Here is a 227-nt window from a genome sequence, read left to right on the forward strand (position 1 = left end):
AACTTATAGGAGGATTTTTTTTGTAAATTGGATGTTGATAGGTGATGCGATTGCCCCCACTGATTACAAAAACAAATTTTTTGCTGGGAACTTGTTTAAACAGGCATACCTCGCAATCATGGAAGGCTGGGGACCTGACAATGACTACACATGTTTTTATGCCGATAGTGCCGCGTTAGACCAATTAAGGAAAGACACAGGAAAGGCAAATGAGCAGTGGAGTTTAA

1 protein-coding gene is annotated in these 227 nt (G+C 40.5%); it reads left to right on the forward strand.

The genetic code is table 11. The annotated features are described in order from the left end of the window. Window positions 1–31 precede the first annotated feature (31 nt). Window positions 32–227: hypothetical protein (locus Q0954_RS34910; protein ID WP_299466948.1), on the forward strand; the 196-nt coding region annotated here is incomplete at its 3' end.

This window comes from uncultured Microscilla sp., from assembly GCF_947493425.1.
Classification (GTDB): Bacteria; Bacteroidota; Bacteroidia; order Cytophagales; family Microscillaceae; genus Microscilla.